At 66.5% G+C, this 19,598-nt stretch carries 20 protein-coding genes; 19 read left to right on the top strand and 1 reads right to left on the bottom strand.

Translation table 11 applies throughout. The features are described 5' to 3' along the window. Positions 1–67 precede the first annotated feature (67 nt). From nifD to AMK58_RS04605, 12 genes are all read left to right on the top strand, one after another. Entirely contained in the window at positions 68–1,507 is a 1,440-nt protein-coding gene (gene nifD, locus AMK58_RS04660) for a nitrogenase molybdenum-iron protein alpha chain (RefSeq protein WP_035672289.1), read from the top strand. Positions 1,508–1,537: 30 nt separating this feature from the next. After that, on the top strand, positions 1,538–3,097 hold the full coding sequence (gene nifK, locus AMK58_RS04655) for a nitrogenase molybdenum-iron protein subunit beta (protein ID WP_035672317.1): 1,560 nt from the start codon (positions 1,538–1,540) through the stop codon (positions 3,095–3,097). Positions 3,098–3,308: 211 nt separating this feature from the next. After that, the gene (locus AMK58_RS04650; protein ID WP_035672287.1) at positions 3,309–3,839 is read left to right on the top strand and encodes an RrF2 family transcriptional regulator; all 531 of its coding nucleotides are present in this window, start codon (positions 3,309–3,311) and stop codon (positions 3,837–3,839) included. A gap of 146 nt (positions 3,840–3,985) precedes the next feature. Beyond that, positions 3,986–5,194: an NAD(P)/FAD-dependent oxidoreductase gene (locus AMK58_RS04645; RefSeq protein WP_035672284.1), complete on the top strand. Its 1,209-nt coding sequence runs from the start codon at positions 3,986–3,988 to the stop codon at positions 5,192–5,194. A gap of 439 nt (positions 5,195–5,633) precedes the next feature. After that, a complete protein-coding gene (locus tag AMK58_RS04640) occupies positions 5,634–7,121 on the top strand; it encodes a methyl-accepting chemotaxis protein (RefSeq protein WP_051140147.1) in 1,488 nt (495 codons plus the stop codon). 189 nt (positions 7,122–7,310) lie between these two features. Beyond that, the gene (gene nifE / locus AMK58_RS04635) at positions 7,311–8,726 is read left to right on the top strand and encodes a nitrogenase iron-molybdenum cofactor biosynthesis protein NifE (protein WP_035672278.1); all 1,416 of its coding nucleotides are present in this window, start codon (positions 7,311–7,313) and stop codon (positions 8,724–8,726) included. Between the two features lie 5 nt (positions 8,727–8,731). Next, the gene (gene nifN, locus AMK58_RS04630) at positions 8,732–10,132 is read left to right on the top strand and encodes a nitrogenase iron-molybdenum cofactor biosynthesis protein NifN (protein WP_051140146.1); all 1,401 of its coding nucleotides are present in this window, start codon (positions 8,732–8,734) and stop codon (positions 10,130–10,132) included. 47 nt (positions 10,133–10,179) lie between these two features. Further along, on the top strand, positions 10,180–10,581 hold the full coding sequence (gene nifX, locus AMK58_RS04625) for a nitrogen fixation protein NifX (protein WP_035672311.1): 402 nt from the start codon (positions 10,180–10,182) through the stop codon (positions 10,579–10,581). A 4-nt stretch (positions 10,582–10,585) separates the two neighbouring features. Next, positions 10,586–11,050, top strand: coding sequence for a NifX-associated nitrogen fixation protein (locus AMK58_RS04620; protein ID WP_014239777.1), 465 nt, complete (start codon positions 10,586–10,588; stop codon positions 11,048–11,050). A gap of 10 nt (positions 11,051–11,060) precedes the next feature. Continuing rightward, positions 11,061–11,267 carry a CCE_0567 family metalloprotein gene (locus AMK58_RS04615; RefSeq protein WP_035672275.1) on the top strand — a complete coding sequence of 69 codons (207 nt, stop codon included), beginning with the start codon at positions 11,061–11,063 and terminating at the stop codon, positions 11,265–11,267. A 172-nt stretch (positions 11,268–11,439) separates the two neighbouring features. Further along, positions 11,440–11,733, top strand: a complete 294-nt coding sequence (gene fdxB, locus AMK58_RS04610) for a ferredoxin III, nif-specific (protein ID WP_014239775.1) — start codon at positions 11,440–11,442, stop codon at positions 11,731–11,733. A gap of 52 nt (positions 11,734–11,785) precedes the next feature. Continuing rightward, on the top strand, positions 11,786–12,376 hold the full coding sequence (locus AMK58_RS04605; protein WP_051140145.1) for a nitrogen fixation protein NifQ: 591 nt from the start codon (positions 11,786–11,788) through the stop codon (positions 12,374–12,376). A gap of 34 nt (positions 12,377–12,410) precedes the next feature. On the opposite strand, the gene AMK58_RS04600 is transcribed toward AMK58_RS04605, so the two are convergent. Further along, positions 12,411–12,908, bottom strand: coding sequence for a tetratricopeptide repeat protein (locus tag AMK58_RS04600; protein WP_051140144.1), 498 nt, complete (start codon positions 12,906–12,908; stop codon positions 12,411–12,413). Between the two features lie 281 nt (positions 12,909–13,189). Here AMK58_RS04600 and AMK58_RS04595 point away from each other — a divergent pair, with 281 nt between their 5' ends. The 7 genes from AMK58_RS04595 (at position 13,190) to AMK58_RS04565 (ending at position 19,592) form a co-directional block, all read left to right on the top strand. After that, positions 13,190–13,570: a HesB/IscA family protein gene (locus AMK58_RS04595; RefSeq protein ID WP_014239772.1), complete on the top strand. Its 381-nt coding sequence runs from the start codon at positions 13,190–13,192 to the stop codon at positions 13,568–13,570. Positions 13,571–13,618: 48 nt separating this feature from the next. After that, complete coding sequence (gene nifU / locus AMK58_RS04590; RefSeq protein ID WP_035672268.1) at positions 13,619–14,536, top strand: Fe-S cluster assembly protein NifU; 918 nt, start codon at positions 13,619–13,621, stop codon at positions 14,534–14,536. A 3-nt stretch (positions 14,537–14,539) separates the two neighbouring features. Next, positions 14,540–15,745 carry a cysteine desulfurase NifS gene (gene nifS / locus AMK58_RS04585; protein ID WP_059398661.1) on the top strand — a complete coding sequence of 402 codons (1,206 nt, stop codon included), beginning with the start codon at positions 14,540–14,542 and terminating at the stop codon, positions 15,743–15,745. A 268-nt stretch (positions 15,746–16,013) separates the two neighbouring features. Further along, positions 16,014–17,159 carry a homocitrate synthase gene (gene nifV, locus AMK58_RS04580; protein ID WP_035672220.1) on the top strand — a complete coding sequence of 382 codons (1,146 nt, stop codon included), beginning with the start codon at positions 16,014–16,016 and terminating at the stop codon, positions 17,157–17,159. 13 nt (positions 17,160–17,172) lie between these two features. After that, positions 17,173–18,057, top strand: coding sequence for a serine O-acetyltransferase (cysE, locus tag AMK58_RS04575; protein ID WP_035672217.1), 885 nt, complete (start codon positions 17,173–17,175; stop codon positions 18,055–18,057). 17 nt (positions 18,058–18,074) lie between these two features. Further along, positions 18,075–18,398 (top strand): nitrogenase-stabilizing/protective protein NifW, encoded by a 324-nt coding sequence (nifW, locus tag AMK58_RS04570; protein ID WP_035672214.1) that lies wholly within the window; start codon positions 18,075–18,077, stop codon positions 18,396–18,398. A 342-nt stretch (positions 18,399–18,740) separates the two neighbouring features. Continuing rightward, positions 18,741–19,592: an electron transfer flavoprotein subunit beta/FixA family protein gene (locus tag AMK58_RS04565; protein WP_035672210.1), complete on the top strand. Its 852-nt coding sequence runs from the start codon at positions 18,741–18,743 to the stop codon at positions 19,590–19,592. Positions 19,593–19,598 lie beyond the last annotated feature (6 nt).

Genomic DNA, 19,598 nt, shown 5'->3' with positions numbered 1-19,598 from the left:
GGGAGAGAGGGGGCTCGGTCCCGCGCTGCAGTAGCGCGGATAATGAGTGCAGCAGGAGACTGGCACCATGAGCCTGTCCGTGAACGAAGGCGTCGACGTCAAGGGTCTCGTCGACAAGGTTCTCGAAGCGTATCCCGAGAAGTCGCGCAAGCGCCGCGCCAAGCACCTGAACGTGCTGGAGGCCGAGGCGAAGGACTGCGGCGTCAAGTCGAACATCAAGTCGATCCCCGGTGTGATGACCATCCGTGGTTGCGCCTACGCCGGTTCCAAGGGTGTGGTGTGGGGTCCGATCAAGGACATGATCCACATCTCCCACGGCCCGGTCGGCTGCGGCTACTACTCCTGGTCCGGCCGCCGCAACTACTATGTCGGCGACACCGGCGTGGACAGCTGGGGCACGATGCACTTCACCTCCGACTTCCAGGAGAAGGACATCGTCTTCGGCGGCGACAAGAAGCTGCACAAGGTGATCGAGGAGATCAACGAGCTGTTCCCGCTCGTCAACGGCATCTCCATCCAGTCCGAGTGCCCGATCGGCCTGATCGGCGACGACATCGAGGCGGTCGCCCGCGCCAAGTCCGAGGAACTGGGCAAGCCGGTCGTTCCGGTCCGTTGCGAAGGCTTCCGCGGCGTCTCCCAGTCGCTGGGCCACCACATCGCCAACGACGTCATCCGCGACTGGATCTTCGAGAAGACCGAGCCGAAGGAAGGCTTCGTCTCCACCCCGTACGACGTCACCATCATCGGTGACTACAACATCGGTGGCGACGCCTGGGCCAGCCGCATCCTGCTGGAAGAGATCGGCCTGCGCGTGATCGCCCAGTGGTCGGGCGACGGCACGCTCGCCGAGTTGGAGAACACGCCGAAGGCGAAGGTGAACCTCATCCACTGCTACCGCTCGATGAACTACATCGCGCGCCACATGGAAGAGAAGTTCGGTATTCCGTGGATGGAGTACAACTTCTTCGGCCCGTCGCAGATCGCCGAGTCCCTGCGCAAGATCGCCGCTCTCTTCGATGACACCATCAAGGAGAACGCGGAGAAGGTCATCGCCAAGTACCAGCCGATGGTCGACGCCGTCATCGCCAAGTTCAAGCCGCGGCTCGAAGGCAAGAAGGTGATGATCTACGTCGGCGGCCTGCGTCCGCGCCACGTGGTCGACGCCTACCATGACCTGGGCATGGAGATCGTCGGCACGGGTTACGAGTTCGCCCACAACGACGACTATCAGCGCACCCAGCACTATGTGAAGGAAGGCACGCTGATCTACGACGACGTCACCGCCTTCGAACTGGAGAAGTTCGTCGAACTGATGCGTCCGGACCTCGTCGCTTCGGGCATCAAGGAAAAGTACGTCTTCCAGAAGATGGGCCTGCCCTTCCGCCAGATGCACTCCTGGGATTACTCGGGTCCGTATCACGGCTACGACGGCTTCGCGATCTTCGCCCGCGACATGGATCTGGCCATCAACAACCCCGTCTGGGGCATCATGAAGGCTCCGTTCTAAAGCGGCCTCTGGAAGATAGGAGTAATGAGCATGTCCCACCCCGTTTCCCAGAGCGCCGACAAGGTCATCGACCACTTCACGCTCTTCCGTCAGCCCGAATACAAGGAGCTGTTCGAGCGCAAGAAGACGGAGTTCGAGTACGGCCACTCCGACGAAGAGGTCGCCCGGGTTTCCGCGTGGACCAAGACGGAAGAGTACAAGGAAAAGAACTTCGCCCGTGAGGCGGTCGTCATCAACCCGACGAAGGCCTGCCAGCCGATCGGCGCGATGTTCGCGGCCCAGGGCTTCGAGGGCACCCTGCCCTTCGTCCATGGCTCGCAGGGCTGCGTCGCCTACTACCGCACGCACCTCACCCGCCACTTCAAGGAGCCGAACTCCGCGGTTTCCTCGTCGATGACGGAAGACGCGGCGGTGTTCGGCGGCCTGAACAACATGATCGACGGCCTGGCCAACGCCTACGCGCTGTACAAGCCGAAGATGATCGCCGTGCTGACCACCTGCATGGCCGAGGTCATCGGCGACGACCTCTCCGGCTTCATCAACAACGCGAAGAACAAGGAAAGCGTCCCGGCGGATTTCCCGGTTCCCTTCGCCCACACCCCGGCCTTCGTCGGCAGCCACATCGTCGGCTACGACAACATGATCAAGGGTGTTCTGACCCACTTCTGGGGCACGTCGGAGAACTTCGACACCCCGAAGAACGAGACGATCAACCTGATCCCGGGGTTCGACGGTTTCGCGGTCGGCAACAACCGCGAGCTGAAGCGCATCGCCGGCCTGTTCGGCATCCAGATGACCATCCTGTCGGACGTGTCGGACAACTTCGACACCCCGGCCGACGGCGAGTACCGCATGTATGACGGCGGCACCCCGCTGGAGGCCACGAAGGAGGCCGTCCACGCCAAGGCCACCATCTCCATGCAGGAATACTGCACCCCGCAGTCCCTGCAGTTCATCAAGGAGAAGGGCCAGCAGGTCGCCAAGTACAACTACCCGATGGGCGTCACCGGCACCGACGAGCTTCTGATGAAGCTGGCCGAGCTGTCCGGCAAGCCGGTCCCGGCGGAGCTGAAGCTGGAGCGCGGCCGTCTCGTCGACGCCATCGCCGACAGCCACACCCACCTGCACGGCAAGCGCTTCGCCGTGTACGGCGACCCGGACTTCTGCCTGGGCATGTCGAAGTTCCTGATGGAGCTGGGCGCCGAGCCGGTGCACATCCTGTCCACCTCCGGCTCGAAGAAGTGGGAGAAGCAGGTTCAGAAGGTGCTCGACGCCTCGCCGTTCGGCAAGTCCGGCAAGGCCTACGGCGGCAAGGACCTCTGGCACCTGCGCTCGCTGCTGTTCACCGACAAGGTCGACTACATCATCGGCAACAGCTACGGCAAGTATCTGGAGCGCGACACCAAGATCCCGCTCATCCGCCTGACCTACCCGATCTTCGACCGTCACCACCATCACCGTTATCCGACCTGGGGCTACCAGGGCGCTCTGAACGTGCTGGTGCGCATCCTGGATCGGATCTTCGAGGATATGGACGCCAACACGAACATCGTCGGCGAGACCGACTACTCGTTCGATCTGGTGCGCTGATCTCCCCCGGCCGGCGCGGGGCCTCCATCCCCCCGCCCGGCCGCTTCCCCGGAGAGCCGGAGCCCACCGCAAGGTGGGCTCCGGCTTTTCCATGTCCGGCCTGCCACCTCGCCCATAAACTCGGATAAACATTATCCGCGTTTTCCGTCTTGCGCTTGGGAACGCGGACTGATACGGTCTGTGTTGTCGAGACCGTTGGACGGGCCACGCCATGGCACACCTCACCGCAAGCGTCGAATACGGCATCCACTGCCTGCTCTGGCTGGCCGCCGCCGGCGACACGCCGCTGAGCAGCCGGGATCTGGCGGAATTGCAGGGAATCTCCCCCTCCTTCCTCGCCAAGATCTTTCCGAAGCTGGAGAAGGCGGGGATCGTCACGGCCAGCGAAGGGGTGCGCGGCGGTTACCGCCTCGCCAAGGCGCCGGAAGACATCAGCTTCCTCGTCATCGTCGACGCCATCGAGGGCGAGAAGCCGCTGTTCGAGTGCCAGGAGATCCGCGGCCGTTGCGCGGTCTTCGACGACAGACCGCCGGACTGGGCGACCTCCGGCGTCTGCGCCATCCACGCCGTGATGCTGAAGGCCGAGAAGGCAATGCGCGACACGCTGGCCAAGGAGACTCTGGCCAGCGTCGGCGAAACCTTTGGGCGCAAGGCCCCGCCGGAATTCCAGGGCGACGTCCAGACCTGGATCGACGCGCGCCTCAGCGCCCGCGCCGCGTCACGGACACGGCATACACCGTAGCTGGCCACCCTAGCCGGCCCAACCATCACGCCTCACCCGATGCCCTGAAACACCTCCCGGACCTCCGCCGGACGGACGGGATGGCTGCCGCGCACCCGCGCGCCAGAACGCCTACTCCTGTCCGGCTTTCAGAAGGACACACAGTCATGACCCAGCAGATCGTCATCGCCGGTTCCGGTTTCGCCGGATTGTGGGCCGCCTTGTCCGCCGCCCGCGCCGTGGCGCTGGCCGGCCGCGACGGCGACGTCGCGATCACCGTCGTCTCGCCGACCCCTCAGCTCCACATCCGCCCCCGCCTCTACGAGGCGGTGCTGGAAGGCATGGCGCCGGACCTCGCCGCGCTGTTCGAGGCCGTGGGTGTCCGCCACGTCCCCGGCGTCGTGACAACGATCCACGCCGACCGCCGCGCGGTGGACGTCACCGGCACCGACGGCGCCCGGTTCACCCTGCCCTACGACCGCTTCGTCCTGGCCGCCGGCAGCCGCCTGTTCACCCCGCCCATTCCCGGTCTCGCCGAGCACGCCTTCAACGTCGACCAGTTGGACAGCGCGCACGCCCTGGACGCCCATCTGAAGGCCCTGGCCGCCCAGCCGGAAACGGCGGCGCGCAACACCGTGGTGGTGGCCGGCGGCGGCTTCACCGGGATCGAGACGGCGGCGGAGATGCCGGACCGGCTGCGCGCCATCCTGGGCGCGGACGCCAAGGTCCGCGTCGTGGTGGTCGAACAGGCGCCGGCCATCGGACCCGATCTCGGCCCCGTGCCGCGCCCCGTCATCGAGCAGGCACTGGCCGAATGCGGCGTGGAGATCGTCGCCGGCACGGCGGTCGCCACCGTCGACGCTGGGGGCGTCACCACCTCCACCGGCGAGCGCATCGCCGCCGCCACCGTCGTCTGGACGGCGGGAGCCCGCGCCAATCCGTTGGCGGCGCAGATCACCGGCGAGCATGACCGGTTCGGGCGCGTTCCCGCCGATCCGTTCCTGCGGGCGATCGGCAGCGACGGCATCTTCGTCACCGGCGACGTGGCGCTGGCCGCCACCGACGACCGCGGCAACGTCGCCGCCATGTCCTGCCAGCACGCTTTGAGCCTGGGGCGCGTCGCCGGGCACAACGCCGCGGCGGAGCTGGTCGGCCTGCCCACCCACCCCTACAGCCAGCCCAAATACGTGACCTGCCTCGACCTCGGTCCCTGGGGGGCGCTCTTCACGGAGGGCTGGGACCGGCAGGTCCGGCTGACCCGCGAGGAGGGCAAGGCGGTTAAGCGCGAGATCAACACCAAGTGGATCTACCCGCCCCAGCCGGACCGCGACGCCGTCTTCGCGATCGCCAACCCCGACTATGTGATCGTTCCCTGACGATGGCCCTGTGGAGCCGCGCCCCTTGCCATCGCAGGGACGCGGCTCCGCGCAGGCATTTCTTCCGGTGGAACATCCAAGCCACCTGTTCCCACTTTCTTTGCGGGCGCACTCTCACCACAGCTTTTCATGGAAATGTGGCAAGGCGTATGATTTTTCTTTGCTTCTGCGCAGACTCACGCGATGCCCGTCGATTGAAGAAAGTCATCACTGAAATCTTTGAGCCATAAGCACCCACTACCGACAAAATACCCACAATATCAACAAAAAATTGCACCCGATTACCTATCGACAAAACGGCGTAACTTAGCGAATACAATCATCGCCGAAACGATACGGCACTCCACGGTGCCGCATGAACGCCAATTAATTGTTTTTTATGCAAATTGACGATAACCTCAAATCATCATTCCCTTCTTGCCCCATAAGGACAATCAACATGCCCTTTAAAGCCTTTCTAAGGTCGGCAGACACGGAAGCAACGGAAATAACCGCCGCATTAGACAAATCTAATGGCATCATCACCTTTGACACATATGGCAACATATTGTCGGCGAATGATCAATTTCTCCGATGTATGGGCTACAATCTTGAGGAAATCAAAGGGAAGCACCATCGCATCTTCGTCGACCCGAAACTCCACGGCAGCTTGGATTACGAGGATTTCTGGGAACGCCTGCGCCGCGGCGAGTTCCAGTCCTCCCTCTACAAGCGCATCGGTAAAGGCGGGCGGGAAGTCTGGATCGAGGCCTCCTACAACCCGATCAAGAACCGCCAGGGCGTCACCCACAAGGTGGTGAAGGTGTGCACCGATGTCACCGAGCGCCATCTGGAGCACATCGATCTGCGGGGCAAGGCGGAGGCCATCTCCAAGTCCCAGGCGGTGATCGAATTCACCCCCGACGGTACGGTCATCACCGCCAATGAGAATTTCCTGTCCCTGCTCGGCTACACGCTGCGGGAGATCGAGGGGCGCCATCACAGCACCTTCGTCGATCCGGCGGAGCATGGCGGCGCGGACTACCGGGCCTTCTGGGAGAGCTTGCGGCAGGGCCGGTTCCAGGCCGCCCAATACAAGCGGATCGGCAAGGGCGGCCGCGTTGTGTGGATTCAGGCGTCCTACAACCCGGTGTTCGACACCAGCAACCGGCTGTCCAAGATCGTCAAGTTCGCCACCGACATCACCCACCAGGTGGAACTGCTGGACCAGTTGAAGGCGCTGATCGACAACAACTTCACCGAGATCGACGCCGCGCTCTCCGCCGCCGGCCGGCAGGCCGAGGACGCCGCCCAGCGGTCCGGCGCGACGCAAGGCACCGTCCAGACCGTCGCCGCCAGTGCCGAGGAACTCGCCGCGTCGGCCCGGGAGATCGCCGACAGCATGATCCGCTCCCGCCAAGCGGCGAGCACCGCGATGGACGAGACGGGGAACGCCGACCGGGCGGCGGCACGCCTGACGGAGGTCGCCAAGGCGATGGGCGGCATCGTCGATCTGATCAGCTCCATCGCCAGCCAGATCAACCTGCTGGCGCTCAACGCCACCATCGAGGCGGCGCGGGCCGGCGAGGCCGGGCGCGGCTTCGCGGTCGTCGCCAACGAGGTCAAGAACCTCGCCAACCAATCGGCCAACGCGACCGCCCAGATTTCCAAGGAGATCGAAGGCATGCAGGCCGTCTCGTCCGACGTGGTCGCGTCGCTGGGCAACATCCGTCAGGCCACCAGCAACCTGATGGAATTCGTCACCGTCTCCGCCGGAGCGGTGGAGGAGCAGAGCGCGGTAACCGGAGACATGTCCACCAACATGCAGAACGCGTCGGCCTCGGTCAGCGCCGTCGACCACAACATCGGCGCCATCAACTCCGCGATCACCCAGATCGCGTCGGCGGTCTCGGAAACCAAGGAAGCCGCCAAGGTGTTGGCCCGTTGACGGCACGCGCTGCGCGCGTCCGGCCATCGCCCCGGGCTGTGCGATACCCGACAAAGTCCCCGATTGTCGGGTATCGCACACGAGGCCGATCTGCTTAACTTATTGAATATAAACAAATCACTCCTTGGCACACCTCCTGCATATGACTGACCCACAGGCGCCGATGTCGGCCAATGGCGGGAGAAGGTCATGCTCCAGGAAAAGCTCCAGGACGTCTTCAACGAGCCGGGTTGCTCCACCAACCAAGCCAAGTCGGAGAAGGAGCGGAAGAAGGGTTGCTCCAAGGCTCTGAAGCCGGGAGCCGCCGCCGGAGGCTGCGCCTATGACGGCGCGATGATCGCGCTCCAGCCGATCGCCGACGCCGCCCACCTCGTGCACGGGCCGATCGCCTGCCTCGGCAACTCCTGGGACAACCGCGGCACCAAGTCGTCGGGCTCGCAGCTCTACCGCACCGGTTTCACCACGGACATGTCGGAACTCGACATCATCCACGGCGGCGAGAAGAAGCTCTACAAGGCGATCAAGGAGATCGTGCAGCAGTACGATCCGCCGGCCGTCTTCGTCTATCAGACCTGCGTCCCCGCCATGATCGGCGACGACATCGAGGCGGTCTGCAAATTCGCCGCGAAGAAGCTGGGCAAGCCGGTGATCCCGGTGATGGCGCCGGGCTTCGTCGGGTCGAAGAACCTGGGCAACAAGCTGGCCGGCGAGACCCTGCTCGACCACGTCATCGGCACGGTGGAGCCGGAGGTCACGACCCCGACCGACATCTGCATCGTCGGCGAATACAATCTGGCCGGCGAGCTGTGGCTGGTGAAGCCGCTGCTCGACGAGATCGGCATCCGCATCCTGTCCTGCATCTCCGGCGACGGGCGCTACAACGAGGTGGCGCAGGCCCACCGGGCGCGGCTGACCATGGTCGTCTGCTCGCAGGCGCTGGTGAATGTCGGGCGCAAGATGCAGGAGCGCTGGGGCATCCCCTATTTCGAAGGCTCCTTCTACGGCGTGTCGGACATGTCGGACACGCTGCGCACCATGGCCCGCATGCTGGTGGAGCGCGGCGCCGACAAGGCGATCATCGACCGCACCGAGGGCGTCATCGCCCGCGAGGAAAGCCGCGTCTGGCGGCGGCTGGAGCCTTACAAGCCGCGCTTCGACGGCAAGCGCGTCCTGCTGTTCACCGGCGGCGTGAAGAGCTGGTCGATGGTCACTGCGCTGGAAGGCGCCGGGCTGACCATCGTCGGCACCTCCACCAAGAAGTCCACCAAGGAGGACAAGGAGCGCATCAAGAAGATGAAGGGGGAGGAGTTCCACCAGTGGGACGACCTGAAGCCCCGCGACATCTACAAGATGCTGCGCGACAGCGAGGCCGACATCATGATGTCCGGCGGCCGGTCGCAGTTCATCGCGCTGAAGGCCAAGGTGCCGTGGCTCGACCTGAACCAGGAGCGCCACACCCCCTACGCGGGCTATGACGGCATCGTCAACCTGTGTGAGGAAATCGACAAGACCCTGTCCAACCCGATCTGGCGGCAGGTGCGTCTGGCCGCCCCCTGGGACATGAAACCGGATGCCAAGCCGGACGCCCGGCCGGTGGGAGCGTAACCGCCATGGGCACCATCCAGCGCTTCCCCCACTCCGCCAAGGCGGCCGCCACCAACCCGCTGAAGATGAGCCAGCCGCTGGGCGCAGCGCTCGCCTTCCTCGGCGTGGACCGCTGCATGCCGCTGTTCCACGGCAGCCAGGGCTGCACCGCCTTCGGGCTGGTCCTGCTGGTCCGCCATTTCCGCGAGGCCATTCCGCTCCAGACCACGGCGATGGATCAGGTCTCCACCATCCTCGGCGGCTACGAGAATCTGGAGCAGGCCGTCCGCACCATCCACGAGCGCAACGCGCCCGCCCTGATCGGCGTCGCCACCACCGGCGTGACCGAGACCAAGGGCGAGGACATGGCCGGGCAGTATTCGCTGTTCCGCCAGCGCAACCCCGCCCTGGCCGGGCTGAAGCTGGTCTTCGCCAACACCCCCGACTTCTCCGGCGGGTTCGAGGACGGCTTCTCCGCCGCGGTGACCGGCATCGTCGAGGAGGTGGTCCAGCCGTCGGAAACGACCGTGAAGGGCCAGATCAACGTGCTGGCCGGCTGCCACCTGTCGCCGGGCGACGTCGAGGAGCTGCGCGACATCATCGAAAGCTTCGGCCTGTCGCCGATCTTCCTGCCGGACCTGTCGCTGTCCATGTCGGGCCGCCAGCCGGACGACTTCACGGCGACCTCGCTGGGCGGCGTGACGGTGGAGCAGATCGCGTCCATGGGCGCGTCGGAACTCACGCTGGTGGTGGGCGAGCACATGCGCGTCGCCGCCGCGGCGCTGGAGCTGAAGACCGACGTGCGCAGCGTCTTCTTCGACCGGCTGACCGGGCTGGAGGCGTCGGACCGCCTCGTCCGCACCCTGTCGGAACTGTCGGGCCGCCCGGTGCCGGCGAAGCTGCGGCGCCAGCGCGAGACGCTGGTGGACGGCATGCTCGACGGGCATTTCTTCTACAGCCGCAAGCGGATCGCCGTGGCGCTGGAGCCGGACCTGCTCTACGCCGTCACCAGCTTCCTGGCCGACATGGGGGCGGAGGTGATTGCTGCGGTGTCGCCTACCCAGACCGCCGTGCTGGAGAAGCTGAAGGCCGCGACCGTCATGGTCGGCGACCATTCCGACGTGGAGACTCTGGCCCGCGACGCCGACCTGATCGTGTCGAACTCGCACGGGCGGCAGGGGGCGGCGCGCATCGGCGTGCCGCTGCACCGCATGGGGCTTCCCATGTTCGACCGGCTGGGCGCCGGGCTGAAGGTCCATGTCGGCTACCGCGGCACCCGCGAGCTTCTGTTCGAGATCGGCAACCTGTTCCTGTCCCGCGAGATGGACCACGACGAGCATGGCCATGCTCACGGTCATCCTCATGGGGACGGGCATGAACACGGCCAGCACTGCGGGAGCGGATCATGCGGATGCAGCGCCGGCTGAGTGTGGTGGGCCAGGCCGAGGAGGGCCGGCCCCGCAAAGGAGGTTCCATGAAGGTCGCTTTCTGCACCCAGGACATGCAGCACGTCGACGCGCATTTCGGGTGGGCCAAGAACATTGTGGTCTACGAGGTGGACAAGGCCGGCTACACGATGGTCGAGACCTGCCAGTTCGGCGGCTCGATGTTCGAGGACGGGAATGAGGACAAGCTGATCCCGAAGCTCGACGCGCTGGCCGACTGCGCCATCGTCTACCTGTCGGCCATCGGCGCCTCCGCCGCCGCCCGCGTGGTGGCGAAAAAGATCCACCCCGTGAAGGTGGAGGCTACGGAGACCATCACCGCCCTGCTCGACCGTCTGGTCGAAACCATCAACGGCAACCCGCCGCCCTGGCTGCGCAAGGCCCTGAACGCCGGCCAGCCGCAGGAGCTGGCCTTCGACGAGGAGGATTGAGAGCATGACCGACACCACCGTGGCCGCCGGGAGCGATCTCGCCGAGGCCTTTCTGAAGACCCTGGTCATGCTGTTCCGCGCCGAAGACAGCTACGGCGCCTGGGAAGGCAAGAGCGACGAGACGATCCTCGCCCCCTTCATCCTCGACAAGGAGGCCCGCGCCGCCATCCCGATCATGGGCGACCCGGACCCCGACACGCTGTGGCGGCTGGAGCTGTTCTACAAGGCCGTCGGCATCACGGTCGAGAAGCAGACCGGCCACATCGCCTCCCCCATCATGAAGATGAGCCACGAGGGCTTCGGCCGCATGGTGCTGACCACGGGCCGGCTGGTCGTGGTGTCGAAGCACCTGCGCGACGTCCACCGCTTCGGTTTCCCGTCGCTGGAGAAGCTGGCCGCCGACGGCGCGAAGGTCGTGGAAGAGGCCGTGGCGCTGATCCGCAAATACCCCGACGTCGCCGATCTGTGAGGATTCCGCCATGTCCGACATCGACGCCCTGAAGGACGAGGTCAAGAAGCTCAACGCCCGCGCGACCCAGAAGAAGATGGACCTGCACGACCTGTCGGAGGAGTTGCCGCAGAACTGGCAATCCATCCTCCAGGTCGCCCAGGAGACCTACGACGCCTACAAGACCCTGACCGAGAAGCGCGCCGCGCTGAAGGCGCTGGAGACGGCGTCCGCCTGAACACACCTTGCCCCCTCCCCGACCCTCCCCCGCTCTCGCGGGAGAGGGTGCCGTTTGCGAAGCGGCGGCAGTCCCCTCCACCGCCAAAGGCGGGGGAAGGTTAGGGAGGGGGCAACGGCAATGCCCATTCCCACCAAAAACCCCAACAACAAGCCCGATTGAGGAGCAGACGATGGCTGAGTTCGTGACCGGCACCACCCGCGGCGGCGCCGCCTGGACGCCGAAATTCGTGGAAAGCATCGACCAGAAGATGTGCATCGGCTGCGGCCGCTGCTTCAAGGTCTGCGGCCGCGACGTGCTGGAGCTGATCGGCATCACCGAGGACGGCGACATCGTCGACGCCTTCGACGACGAGGCCGAGAAGAAGGTCATGAGCGTCAAGAACGCCGGCAACTGCATCGGCTGCGAGAGCTGCGGCAAGGTCTGCTCCAAGAACTGCATCACCCACTTGCCCCAGGCGGCCTGACGGCCGCCCAACTTTGCTTGAGACGGCCTGACCGCCCCCGGAGAACGGAGCCATGGGCATCCTGCACGCCGCCCCGCCGGGGGCGGGCGATACCACGCGGCTGTACCGCTGGCTGACCGACCGCCAGGGGCGCAGCAACGTCTTCGACGCGCATCTGTTCGCCTGCATCCTGTCCCGCCGCTGGTCGGCGGGTCCGGGCGCGTTGGGATTGGACGACCGGGCGCTCGGCCAGCTTCTCGACCGCTATTTCCCCGGCGCCTTCGCGGCTGGTCTGCCGGTTCCCGACAGCTCCCCTACCCCCTTGCCGCCGCTTCTCCGGAGCGAGGCGGACGACATCGCCACCCTTCTGCTCGCCCACCGCTCGCTGGGCATCGAGGAGGAGGCATGGCTCGCCGCCATCGTGGCTCGGGCCATGCTCGACGAGGGTGAACTGTGGCGGGATCTCGGCCTGGCTGGACCGAGCCATCTCGCGGCGCTGATGGAGCGCCATTTCGACTCGCTGGCCCTGCTGAACGCCACCGGCACCCGCTGGAAGGCCTTTCTCTACCGCTTCCTCTGCGCGCGGGACGGGCTGATTCCCTGCGGCGCCCCGGTCTGCCGCGATTGCGGCGCGGAGGCCGTGTGTTTCGGGTCGGGTGACTGACGAACCCGATCCGTCAATCACCTCCCTTCCCAAGTCATTCCTCCCCCAGGCCCTTCGCCAGCGCGGCGATGACGCCGTAACCGACCCGGTCCTGCGGGTCGATCTCCGTCAGCTTGGCGAGGATCGCCCGCGCCTCCTCCACCCGCCCGCTGCGCAGGCTGATGAAGGCCAACGCCTTCAGGGTGAAGAGGGTGAAGCGCGGCGGCCCCTCCGTCGTCCAATCCGTGCTGTCCGCGCGCAGGCTCCGCCAGTCACCGGCATAGCCGCCCTCGCGCGCCGCCGCGTCCAGCCCGATCATCGCCACCCGCTCCGCGTCCGCGAAACGCTTGCGGTTGAAATAGAATTTGTAGAGCGCGTAGAAGACCGGCAGCACGCGCGGCCCCATCCGGTGGGCCTCCCACAGCAGGGCCTCGCAGGCCGCGGCGTCGGGGCGCGCCTTCACCGCCTCCTGCAGCGTTTCGTCGATGTGCTCGGGCACCTCGCCGAAGGCCATGCGCCCGTTGGACATCCGCAGTTCGACCGGCCGCTCCATCACCCGTCCCCTTCCGTTGTTTTGCAAAACCGTGCGCCCGACCGACAATCCTGTATGGCTCGCAAGCCGCTTTCGCAAAAGCCCATAATCAAATTGTGCGTCCTTTCGTCGCAGGATGTCGCAAAGCCGACATGGTCCCGACCCGACAATTGTCGGGAAAACACCAGCCGCCCGACCTGACAATCATTTAAAATCAAAGACTTAAAATTTGGCACGCTGCTTGCTGATCCTATGACCAGGAACGGTCGGCATGCCCGACAGAGCATTTGGAGGCGGCAGACATGGTGACCCTGACGGATGCGGCGGTGAACACCCTGGAGCGCGTGCTGGCGAAGTCCGGCGGCGCCGCGGCCGGCCTGCGCATCGCGGTGGCCGACGGCGGCTGCGCCGGCATGAAATACCAGATGGGGCTGGAGGCCACGGCGGGCGACGAAGACGCCGTGCTGACCTTCGGCCCGGTGACGATCTTCGTCGATCCGACCAGCCAGCCCTTCCTGACCGGCGTGGTGGTCGATTTCGTCGAAGGGGTCGAGGGCGCGGGCTTCAAGTTCGACAACCCGAACGCGACGGGCAGCTGCGGCTGCGGCAAGTCCTTCTCGGCGGGTCCGGGGGGCAGCTGCTCCTCCGCGCCGGCGGCCGGCGGCTGCGGCACCGCCCACTAACCCCGAACTCTCTCCCCCCACCCGGTAATGCGGGAAAGGCAAGGCGTCATGTGGAACTACACCGACAAGGTCAAGGAACACTTCTTCAACCCGAAGAACGCCGGCGCGTTGGATGAGGCGAACGCCGTGGGCGAGGTCGGGTCGATCACCTGCGGCGACGCCCTGAAGCTGATGATGAAGGTCAACCCCGACAGCCAGGTCATCGAGGACGCGAAGTTCCAGACCTTCGGCTGCGGCTCGGCCATCGCGTCCTCGTCGGCGCTGACGGAGATGATCATCGGCAAGACGGTGGACGAGGCGCTGGCCGTCACCAACCGCGACATCGCCGAGTATCTGGGCGGCCTGCCGCCGGAGAAGATGCACTGTTCGGTCATGGGTGCCGAGGCGCTCCGCGCCGCCATCGCCAACTTCAAGGGCGAGGACTGGGTCGACGACCACGAGGAAGGCGAGTTGGTCTGCAAGTGCTTCGGCATCGACGCGGCGATGATCGAACGCGCGGTGACCGTCAACAGCCTGACCACGCTGGAGGAGGTCACCCACTACACCAAGGCCGGCGGTTCCTGCCAGACCTGCCACGAGAAGATCGAGGAGGTGCTGGAGGCCGTGCTCGCCAAGACCGGCGCGTTGGCCCCGCCCAAGCCCCACGCCCCCGGCACGGTCGGGCTGGACGCCATCAAGCCGCTGGCCCCGAAGGCCGAGGCCGCCCCGGCCAAGCTCACGAACGTGCAGCGCATGCAGAAGATCATGTTCGCCATCGAGGAGCTGCGCCCGCAGATCCAGCGCGACGGCGGCGACGTGGAGCTGGTCGACATCGACGGCAAGGACATCTACGTCCGGCTGACCGGCGCCTGCTCCGGCTGTTCGCAGTCCGCCGGCACCATGATGGGCGTGCAGGCCAAGCTGGTCGAGGCGCTGGGCGAGTTCGTCCGCGTCAAGCCCGCCTCCCTCCTGCCGGTGGGGGCCTGAGCCATGACCGCACAGGGAATCTACCTCGACAACAACGCCACCACCCGCGTCGATCCGGACGTGCTGGCGGAGATGCTGCCGCTGTTCACCGAGCAGTTCGGCAACCCTTCCTCCATGCACGGCTTCGGCGCCGCGGTGGGCGGCAAGATCGAATGGGCGCGCAAGCAGGTGCAGGCGCTGCTCGGCGCCGCCCATGACAGCGAGATCGTCTTCACCTCCGGCGGCACGGAGAGCGACAACACCGCCATCCTGTCCACGCTGGAGGCCTATCCGAAGAAGAAGAGCATCGTCACCAGCGTGGTCGAGCACCCCGCCGTCCTGGCGCTGTGCGACTATCTGGAGAAGAAGCGCGGCTACACCGTCCACCGCATCGGCGTCGACAACCGGGGCAACCTCGACCTCGACGCCTACAAGGCGGCGCTGGGGCCGGACGTCGCCATCGTCTCGATCATGTGGGCGAACAACGAGACCGGGACGATCTTCCCGATCGAGGAGCTGGCCCAGCTCGCCAAGGCGGCGGGGGCGGTGTTCCACACCGACGCGGTGCAGGCGGTCGGCAAGATCCCGATGACGCTCGCCACCAGCGCGGTGGACATGCTGTCGCTGTCCGGCCACAAGCTGCACGCGCCCAAGGGCATCGGCGCGCTCTATGTCAAGCGCGGCCTGCGCTTCCGCCCGATGCTGCGCGGCGGCCACCAGGAGCGCTCGCGCCGCGCCGGCACGGAGAACGCGCCGGGCATCGTCGGGCTGGGGGCGGCCGCACAGCTCGCGCTCATGCACATGACCGACGAGAACACGCGGGTGAAGGCGCTGCGCGACAAGCTGGAGCAGGCCATCCTGGCCGCCGTTCCCAACTGCTTCGTCACCGGCAACCCGGCCAACCGCCTGCCCAACACCTGCAACGTCGCCTTCGAGTACATCGAGGGCGAGGCAATCCTCCTGCTGCTCAACGAAGCCGACATCGCCGCCTCGTCGGGGTCGGCCTGCACCTCCGGGTCGCTGGAGCCGAGCCACGTGATGCGGGCGATGGGCGTGCCCTACACCGCCGCCCACGGCGCCACCCGCTTCTCCCTGTCGCGGGAGACGACCGAGGAGGAGATCGACCGGGTGATCGCGGTGGTTCCCGGCATCATCGCGAAGCTGCGCTCGCTGTCGCCCTACTGGTCGCAGGCGGGCGCCCCGAAGGAGTTCGCCCCAGTCTATTCGTAGAAATATTTATTCGTAACACCGAGATCGCAGGCCGGGCCGGGCCCGCGCCCCGGCAACCCGCCCGACGACACCCGCCGGGACGCGGTTCCCTGGCCCGGTCTGCGACACACCTTCTGGCTCCGATGCCCCCACCCTCCCCACTGCGTGGGTCCCCTCCCTCCCCCGCTTCGCAGGAGAGGGCCTTGATCCCCTCCCCTGCGAAGCGGGGGAGGGTTAGGGTGGGGGCAAGACCCACCGCCGATTACGCTCAGATTGAGGATGTGACCGAATGCCGATGGCCGGTTCCACCATCATCAACGACACGACGCTGCGCGACGGGGAGCAGACGGCGGGGGTCGCCTTCACGTTGGACGAGAAGATCGCCATCGCCCGCGCGCTCGACGAGGCCGGCGTGCCGGAGCTTGAGATCGGCATCCCCGCCATGGGGCCGGAGGAGCGCGAAGGCATCCGCGCCGTGGCCGCGCTGGGGCTGAAGGCGCGGCTGATGGTCTGGTGCCGCATGCACGACACCGACCTGAAGGCGGCGCTCGACTGCCGGGTCGGCACCGTCAACCTGTCGATGCCCGTCTCCGACATCCACATTACCAAGAAGCTGAAGCGCAGCCGCGCCTGGGCTCTCGCCGAGATCGAACGCAAGGTCAAGACGGCCCGCGACCACGGGCTGGAGGTCAGCCTGGGCGGCGAGGACTCCTCGCGCGCCGACATGGATTTCCTGATCGCCGCCGCGACCGTGGCGCAAGAGGCCGGCGCCCGCCGCTTCCGCTTCGCCGACACGCTGGGCGTGCTCGATCCCTTCCAGACGCGCGCCTGCATTGAACGGCTGCGCCGGGCCACCGACCTGGAGATCGAGATCCACGCCCACGACGACCTCGGCCTCGCCAACGCCAACTCGCTGGCCGCCGTGCTGGGCGGGGCGACCCACGTCAACACCACCGTCAACGGGCTGGGCGAGCGCGCCGGCAACGCCCCGCTGGAGGAGGTGGTGGTGTCGCTGAAGGTGCTCTACGGGCAGGACTGCGGGGTGGACACCCGCGCGCTGGGGGCGATCTCCGACCTCGTGGAGCGCGCTTCCAACCGGCCGGTGGCGGTCAACAAGTCGATCGTCGGCGACGCCGTCTTCACGCACGAGGCGGGCATCCACGTCGACGGGCTGCTGCGCGACCGCGCCACCTACCAGAATTTCGACCCCGCCGAGGTGGGGCGCGAGCACCGCATCGTGCTGGGCAAGCATTCCGGCACGGCGGGGGTGAAGATGGCCTACGGCCAGCTCGGCATCGCCTGCGACGACGCCACCGCCCAGGCGGTGCTGCCGCGGGTCCGGGCGCTCGCCACCCGCGCCAAGCGCGCCCCGACGGCGGAGGAGCTGCGCGCCTTCCACGACGACGCTACCCGCTGGAGCGTCGTCACTTCGTGATCCGGAGGACCCCATGGCCGCCATCGACGCCCACCCGGACCTCGCCATGAATGAGACCAGCCTCTGGCGGCTGCTGCGCGAGGATGTCGCCTGCGTCTTCGACCGCGACCCGGCGGCGCGCAACGTCCTCGACGTGCTGACCTGCTATCCCGGCATCCATGCGCTGGTGGTCCACCGGCTGTCCAACGCCGCGTGGCGGCGGGGGCTGCGCTGGCCGGCGCGTTTCCTGTCCTATCTGGCCCGCGCCCTGACCAACATCGACATCCACCCCGGCGCCACCATCGGCCGCCGCTTCTTCATCGACCACGGGGCCGGCGTCGTCATCGGCGAAACCGCGGAGATCGGCGACGACGTGACGCTCTACCACGGCGTGACGCTGGGCGGCACCTCCTGGACCAAGGGCAAGCGGCACCCGACGCTGGGCGACGGCGTGCTGGTCGGGTCCGGGGCCAAGATCCTGGGGCCGATCACCGTCGGCGCCCAGTGCCGCGTCGGCGCCAACTCCGTGGTGACCAAGGACGTTCCGGAGGGCATGACGGTGGTCGGCATCCCCGGCCGCGTCGTCCGTCCGGACACCCAGCGCCGGCTGGCCGCCCACGGCATCGACCTTGACCACCATCTGATGCCCGACCCGGTCGGCAAGGCCATCGCCTGCCTGATCGACCACATCAACCGCATCGAGGCCCGGCTGGAAGCCCACGCGGCGGAGGAGGCCGCGCGCCCCTCCACCCCCCATTCGGCCCCGCCGTTAAGCGCGATCCGGCTGGACGACCTGCCGCTCGACGGCATCGTCTGCCGGAGCTGCGGCAACCTGTGCGATCAGGACACCTGCGGCGACCGCAATCACGCCCCCCATTCTCCCGACACCGGCGCGCGCGCCGATCATTACGTCATCTGAACGGAAAGGACCCCGCCATGAGCTTCAAGGACGATCTGGAGGATCTGGAGACCGCGGAGGACTTCCTGCGCTTCCTCGGCGTCACCTACGAACAGCGCGTGGTCAACGTGAACCGCCTGCACATCCTGCAGCGCTTCCACGACTACCTGTCCGCCGACACCGGCATGGAGGGGCTGGACGACGAGGGCATGGCCGCGCGCTACAGCGCCCATCTGGAGCGCGCCTACCAGGACTTCGTGGCGTCCAACGCCATCGCCGAGAAGACCTTCAAGGTTCATCAGGAGGAGGCGCGCAAGATGGCCGACCGCTTCGTCCCGCTGGATGCCCTGCTGCCGACCTGATCCGTTTTATCGTTCAATTCCAGGACGGCCTGCGGACCCGCCTTCCGGCGAGCGTCCGCAGGCCGTTCCGCTTTCCGGCCATCCATCGCCGCCGGGCGTTGTCGGGTTTGTCCGGTAGGCGACAGAGGCCGGACCGGGGGCGGAGATCGGGCCGGACCGCCCCAACTCCCCTGTTGAGAAGCCGACACGTCCGGTCTTTGTCGTTTTTGCGACAATCTCTCAACAGCCATAAAATCAATAAAATACAATAACTTACCGCATCCGCTCAGAACTGGCACGCCGCTTGCTGGTAGGACCATAGCCACGCCGCGCGACAGGCGGCGGAATGTCAAGGAGACCGGGATGCACATCGTTGTCTGTATCAAACAGGTGCCCGACAGCGCCCAGATCCGCATCCACCCCGTGACGAACACGATCATGCGTCAGGGCGTCCCGGCCATCATCAACCCCTTCGACCTCTTCTCGCTGGAGGAGGCGCTGCGGATCAAGGACAAGGTCGGCGCCCGCGTCACCGTCCTGACCATGGGGCCGCCGATGGCCGAAACCTCGCTGCGCAAGGCGCTGTCGCTGGGCGCCGACGATGCGGTGCTGCTGACCGACCGCAAGTTCGCCGGATCGGACACGCTGGCGACCTCCTACGCCCTGACCTCCGCCATCAAGAAGCTGTCGGAAGAGGAACAGGTCGATCTGGTCTTCTGCGGCAAGCAGACGGTAGACGGCGACACCGCGCAGGTCGGTCCGGGCATCGCCACGCGGCTGGGCTTCCAGCAGCTCACCTACATCACGAAGATCGAATCGATCGATCAGGGGGCGCGGGAGATCGTCGTGCACCGCCGGTCCGAAGGCGGCGTGCAGGTGCTGAAGACCGCCCTGCCCTGCATGATCACGATGCTGGAAGGCACGAACACCATCCGCTTCGGCAAGATGGACGACATGTTCCGCGCCGCCCGCTACGGCCTGAAGACGTGGAACAAGGACACCACCGGCGCCGAAGAGACGAAGGTCGGGCTGAAGGGCTCGCCCACCGTCGTGTCGAAGGTCTTCGTGCCGAAGCCGCGCGCCCAGAAGGCGACGATGGTCGAGGCCGAGGCCCCCACCGCCGAGGCCCAGGCCGCCGCCGCAGTCGAAGCCATCTTCGGCGCCCAGCCGAAACTCGCCGACGAGCTGCTCGCCCGCGCCGCCGCCGGCCTGTGACGCGCT

Origin of the sequence: Azospirillum brasilense, assembly GCF_001315015.1 — a bacterium.
Taxonomy (GTDB): Bacteria; Pseudomonadota; Alphaproteobacteria; order Azospirillales; family Azospirillaceae; genus Azospirillum; species Azospirillum brasilense.
This window is presented reverse-complemented; position numbering and strand designations above follow the sequence as displayed.

Excerpts from the sequence above, each read along its gene's own strand:
- nifD (WP_035672289.1), top strand. The coding sequence starts at position 68 with ATGAGCCTGTCCGTGAACGAAGGCGTCGACGTCAAGGGTCTCGTCGAC.
- nifK (WP_035672317.1), top strand. The coding sequence starts at position 1,538 with ATGTCCCACCCCGTTTCCCAGAGCGCCGACAAGGTCATCGACCACTTC.
- AMK58_RS04650 (WP_035672287.1), top strand. The coding sequence starts at position 3,309 with ATGGCACACCTCACCGCAAGCGTCGAATACGGCATCCACTGCCTGCTC.
- AMK58_RS04645 (WP_035672284.1), top strand. The coding sequence starts at position 3,986 with ATGACCCAGCAGATCGTCATCGCCGGTTCCGGTTTCGCCGGATTGTGG.
- AMK58_RS04640 (WP_051140147.1), top strand. The coding sequence starts at position 5,634 with ATGCCCTTTAAAGCCTTTCTAAGGTCGGCAGACACGGAAGCAACGGAA.
- nifE (WP_035672278.1), top strand. The coding sequence starts at position 7,311 with ATGCTCCAGGAAAAGCTCCAGGACGTCTTCAACGAGCCGGGTTGCTCC.
- nifN (WP_051140146.1), top strand. The coding sequence starts at position 8,732 with ATGGGCACCATCCAGCGCTTCCCCCACTCCGCCAAGGCGGCCGCCACC.
- nifX (WP_035672311.1), top strand. The coding sequence starts at position 10,180 with ATGAAGGTCGCTTTCTGCACCCAGGACATGCAGCACGTCGACGCGCAT.
- AMK58_RS04620 (WP_014239777.1), top strand. The coding sequence starts at position 10,586 with ATGACCGACACCACCGTGGCCGCCGGGAGCGATCTCGCCGAGGCCTTT.
- AMK58_RS04615 (WP_035672275.1), top strand. The coding sequence starts at position 11,061 with ATGTCCGACATCGACGCCCTGAAGGACGAGGTCAAGAAGCTCAACGCC.
- fdxB (WP_014239775.1), top strand. The coding sequence starts at position 11,440 with ATGGCTGAGTTCGTGACCGGCACCACCCGCGGCGGCGCCGCCTGGACG.
- AMK58_RS04605 (WP_051140145.1), top strand. The coding sequence starts at position 11,786 with ATGGGCATCCTGCACGCCGCCCCGCCGGGGGCGGGCGATACCACGCGG.
- AMK58_RS04600 (WP_051140144.1), bottom strand. The coding sequence starts at position 12,908 with ATGGAGCGGCCGGTCGAACTGCGGATGTCCAACGGGCGCATGGCCTTC.
- AMK58_RS04595 (WP_014239772.1), top strand. The coding sequence starts at position 13,190 with ATGGTGACCCTGACGGATGCGGCGGTGAACACCCTGGAGCGCGTGCTG.
- nifU (WP_035672268.1), top strand. The coding sequence starts at position 13,619 with ATGTGGAACTACACCGACAAGGTCAAGGAACACTTCTTCAACCCGAAG.
- nifS (WP_059398661.1), top strand. The coding sequence starts at position 14,540 with ATGACCGCACAGGGAATCTACCTCGACAACAACGCCACCACCCGCGTC.
- nifV (WP_035672220.1), top strand. The coding sequence starts at position 16,014 with ATGCCGATGGCCGGTTCCACCATCATCAACGACACGACGCTGCGCGAC.
- cysE (WP_035672217.1), top strand. The coding sequence starts at position 17,173 with ATGGCCGCCATCGACGCCCACCCGGACCTCGCCATGAATGAGACCAGC.
- nifW (WP_035672214.1), top strand. The coding sequence starts at position 18,075 with ATGAGCTTCAAGGACGATCTGGAGGATCTGGAGACCGCGGAGGACTTC.
- AMK58_RS04565 (WP_035672210.1), top strand. The coding sequence starts at position 18,741 with ATGCACATCGTTGTCTGTATCAAACAGGTGCCCGACAGCGCCCAGATC.